Raw genomic sequence first — 1,537 nt, 5'->3', positions numbered from 1 at the left:
CGGTATTTGTCAAGTCAAATTGAGACGGTTTGTGCCTGTGTTGCTGGCTGGTTGATCCAGGCTTGGTCGGGCAGTTGGGGTGCGCGGGGCCGGCGGGTGAACCGGTCGGGGTGCTGGGTGTAAGCGGTGTCCAGGGTGGCCTGGCGGTGTCGGCGGATCTGGTCGGCTGTGCCGTAGTGCACGGATGCCGGGGTGTGCCAGCCGATCCCGGAGTGGCGGTGTTCATGGTTGTAGGCGGTGAAGAATTCTTCGCAGAAAGTGCGGGCGTCGGCGAGGGATCCGAACCGGTCCGGGAAGTCGGGCATGTATTTCATCGTTTTGAACTGAGCTTCGGAGTACGGATTGTCGTTCGATGTCCGCGGCCGGGAATGCGAGCGCAGGACACCGAGGTCGACGAGCATTTCCGAGACGGGTTTCGAGGTCATGGCACCCCCGCGGTCGGCGTGAATGGTGTGCGGCTCGATTCCGTTCCGGGTGACCGCCTCGGCGAGGAAATCGCGGGCCACGGTCGCGTCCTCGGCAGCGGCTACGAGCCAGCCGGTGACGTATCGGGAGAAGATGTCGATGATGACATAGCATTTGAACCAGACCCCTTTCACGGGGCCTTTCAACGCGGTGATGTCCCAGGACCACACCTGCAACGGGCCCGTCGCGACCAGCTCCGGGCGCACCCGCGGCGGATGCGTGGCCAGCCGGCGCCGTTCCCGGTTCTGCCCGGCCACCCGCGCGATCCGATACATCGTGGACATCGAGCACCAGTACCGGCCCTGGTCGAGCTCCCGCGCCCACACCTGCGGGATCGCCAGGTCCGCGTAGCCGGGCGCATTCAGCACCGCCAGGACCTCCTCACGCTCGGCGAGGCTGAGCGCCTGCGGTGGCGGTGTCCGCGGCAGCCACGGCCCGTGCCGGGGCCCGACCGGTTTCGCCTTGCGGTAGTAGGTCGCCCGCGACGTTCCGGTCAGCGTGCACGCCCGTTGCACCGATATCTGAGCGGTCCGTAAATGCTCGAACGCTGCGGTCAGGATTTCTTCGGCGGCCTCTGATCGTCCGCGCTCCCGGACAGCTCCTCCAAGAGCGCGTGTGCTTTTCCCATGATGTCCAAAGCCATGCGGGTCTTCTTCAGATCCGCCTGCAACTTCTCGTTCTGCCGACGCAACCTCTCCAACTCGAGTTGCTCGCTACTCTTCTTCGACCGCCCGGCTCCGGCCGTCCCGGAACCCGTTTCCCAGCCCTCGGGCTTCCCGAGCAGACCGGCATCACGAGCCCGTGCCCATTCGATGATGTGCGACGAATACAAACCCTCCCGGCGCAGCAACGCGCCCTTCTCCCCATTCGGCGCGGCCTCGTACGCCTCGACCATCGCCAGCTTGTACGCCGGGCTGAACGTCCGCCGCGACGGCTTCGGCGCCGGATCAGACCCGCCCACCGGCGGCTTATCAGATGAAGTGGACACGGACACCAGGATCTCCGATCCCCACCCTCAGGTCATCACCCCACACTCACACGGGGTGTCTCACACGATCTTGACCGAGAGGGC

The 1,537-nt window shown here is 65.6% G+C and carries 2 protein-coding genes; both read right to left on the bottom strand.

The genetic code is table 11. The features are described from left to right. Nucleotides 1–14 precede the first annotated feature (14 nt). Nucleotides 15–1,022: an IS3 family transposase gene (locus ACIA5D_RS51755; protein ID WP_396038125.1), complete on the bottom strand. Its 1,008-nt coding sequence runs from the start codon at nucleotides 1,020–1,022 to the stop codon at nucleotides 15–17. Then, nucleotides 1,019–1,453 (bottom strand): transposase, encoded by a 435-nt coding sequence (locus ACIA5D_RS51750; RefSeq protein ID WP_396038124.1) that lies wholly within the window; start codon nucleotides 1,451–1,453, stop codon nucleotides 1,019–1,021. Before ACIA5D_RS51750 ends, ACIA5D_RS51755 begins: the two co-directional genes overlap by 4 nt. Nucleotides 1,454–1,537 lie beyond the last annotated feature (84 nt).

The organism is Actinoplanes sp. NPDC051513, from assembly GCF_044454685.1.
Lineage (GTDB): Bacteria > Actinomycetota > Actinomycetes > Mycobacteriales > Micromonosporaceae > Actinoplanes.
This window is presented reverse-complemented; position numbering and strand designations above follow the sequence as displayed.